Raw genomic sequence first — 2,003 nt, 5'->3', positions numbered from 1 at the left:
CCGGGGTTCCACAGATCAGCCAGTCGACTAGTCCGTGAAAATGGGTTGTGAGCTGGGGAAACACCGATCGGCCCGGTGACGGGGCGTGTCACTAGGCTGGGGTGTTCGTGCTGGTCAGGGCGTTGCGGGGGTGGCCTCGAAGACGCGGCGGGGTTCGGGCAGGCCGAGCGCGGTCAGGATCTTCTTCTGGCCGGTGGTGAGCTCGGTGCGCTGGCGGAAGGAGCCGGCTGGGCCGGTGAAAGTGCCCAGGTGCAGGCGCTGGAGCTCGTCGCGGATGGCGGGCCAGGTCTGTCCGGTGCGGGTCTCGGCGATGCGGATGAGCAGCAGCGCTAGCCAGCACAGCAGCACGTGAGCACGGATCCGTTCCTCGACGCGGTGATAGACGGGGCGCATGTCGATGATCGACTTCATGTCCCGCCAGCCGCGCTCGACTTCCAGGAGCTGCTTGTAGCCAAGGGCGATGTCCTCGGCCGACAGCTTGGGGTCCGAGCAGCGCAGCAGAAACTTGCCGTCCAGGGTGGCCTCGGCGCCGATGGCCTTCTTGTCGATGCGCAGCAGCCCACCGGGGGTGGTGCGCAGGTAGCGCTTCAGCCCGGGCTTGGTGGAGATCACGCCGCGCAGCTCGACGCGCTGGTCCCGGGACAGCTTGTCGGAGCCGTCGATCATCTCCTCGAGCAGGGCGACCATGCGGGCTCTGATGGCAGCGTCGCGGACGGCGGCCTCGGGGTTGAAGCAGATCACGAACCGGTCGTCGGCCAGATCCGACGACAGCCGCACCTCCTTGACCTGCAGGTTGTCGGCGACGTGCCGGTAGCGGCCCTGACGCGCCAGCGCGGCGTCGGCCTCGGGGGTGCCGCCGCGCAGCTTCTCCCCGAGGATGTAGTGCCCGCCGGCCTTCTGCAGGTAGCGCCTGTTCTCGGCCGAGGTGAAGCCGCGGTCGGCGACCCACACGATCCGCGACAGCGACCAGTCCCGCATGTCGTCCTTCACCTGCCGGATCAGTGCACTGTCGGCCGTGTTCCCGGGCCAGGCCCAGCACCTCACCGGGATCCCGTCCCGGGTCACCGCCATGCCGACCACGATCTGCGGCAGGTCGCCGCGGGAGTCCTTGCTCTTGCCGAAGGTGCGAAAACCTGCCTCCTTCGCTGCGTCCGAGACGTCGGCGACCGGCATCCCGCGCTCGTCCCGGCCGACAGGGGCATCGGCGTCCTCGGCCTCGAAGTAGGTGGAGGTGGTGTCGAAGAACAGCAGGTCCACCTCCAGGTTCAGCAGGTCGGCGGTGTTGTCGAACACGATCCGCCCGAGCTCGGGCTCGGCGGCGATCAGCCAGTCCATCGCCCGGTAGCAGGACTCGTCCACCACCGGGACGTCCAGGTCGTCGATCACCACGTCGTGCTCGATCCACCGGGTCGCGGCCAGCTTCGAGCTGGGAGCCAGCGCCCGATTCGCCACCAGCGCGAACAAGATCCGCTCCACCCGCGGCTCCATCCGCGTGGTCGCCAACATCCGCCGCATCGCGGCATCGATCCCGAGCTTGCTCCACAGCCCGTCCAGCGCGAACACCCCGCCCAACGCCTTCGTCTCGATGAACCGCAGTTCCGCCGGCGCGGTCGCGGCCAGCGCCTCGCCCGGCTCCAGCAACCGACACAACGCGGCGACCAGCCGCCGGATCCCGGCGACGTCGAGCTGGTCCTCCCGGCCGAAGGAGTACAGCACCTTCGTCCGCGACACCTTCGCGACCTGGTCCCACTCGTTATGGGCCAGCTGCAGATAGCCGACCGTCTTGCCGTCGGCCATCTTGCGCGTCGAGCGCTTCACATACACGGACCGCGACCTTAGCGATCAAGCCGCTATGAGATCAAGAAGGAGCCACAGGTCACACATGGTGACCGACTCAGCCGTGTCACTAGTGTGTTTCGCTGGTTCCGCTAGGTCGCAACGCTCTGACCAGCGGTGCGAGCCTCGGACGAGTCGTCAGACCCGGATCATCTGTGGAACCCCGG

General features: G+C 68.0%; 1 protein-coding gene. It reads right to left on the bottom strand.

The window, feature by feature from the left end:
- Window positions 1-114: 114 nt before the first annotated feature.
- Window positions 115-1,824 (bottom strand): IS1634 family transposase, encoded by a 1,710-nt coding sequence (locus tag LWC33_RS34580; protein ID WP_443720194.1) that lies wholly within the window; start codon window positions 1,822-1,824, stop codon window positions 115-117.
- Between the last annotated feature and the right edge of the window lie 179 nt (window positions 1,825-2,003).

This window comes from Pseudonocardia terrae, from assembly GCF_021343995.1.
Lineage (GTDB): Bacteria > Actinomycetota > Actinomycetes > Mycobacteriales > Pseudonocardiaceae > Pseudonocardia > Pseudonocardia terrae.
The sequence above is the reverse complement of the archived record's forward strand: the minus strand, read 5'-3'. Positions and strand labels throughout refer to the sequence as shown.